Origin of the sequence: Streptomyces sp. P17 (assembly GCF_032436805.1) — a bacterium.
Taxonomy (GTDB): Bacteria; Actinomycetota; Actinomycetes; order Streptomycetales; family Streptomycetaceae; genus Streptomyces.
Genome location: NZ_JAVRBF010001301.1, coordinates 1 through 247 on the forward strand (window position 1 = coordinate 1; position 247 = coordinate 247).

Sequence of the window (247 nt, forward strand, 5' to 3'; positions counted from 1 at the left end):
CTCGACCACGTCGGCCGGGCCGCCGCCGGCCAGGACCTCCACGGACTCGCGCACCTCCAGGGCGTTGCCGGCGGTCAGCCCGAGCGGCGTCGACATGTCGGTGAGCAGGGCCACGGTGTGCACGCCCGCGTCGGTGCCGAGCGCCACCATGGTCTGCGCCAGCTCCCGCGCCGACGCCTCGTCCTTCATGAACGCCCCGGATCCGACCTTGACGTCCAGCACGAGCGAGCCCGTGCCCTCGGCGATC

General features: G+C 74.1%; 1 pseudogene. It reads right to left on the reverse strand.

The window, feature by feature from the left end:
- Window positions 1-247 (reverse strand): annotated as a pseudogene (locus RMT89_RS44765) (thymidine phosphorylase); the annotation flags it as partial.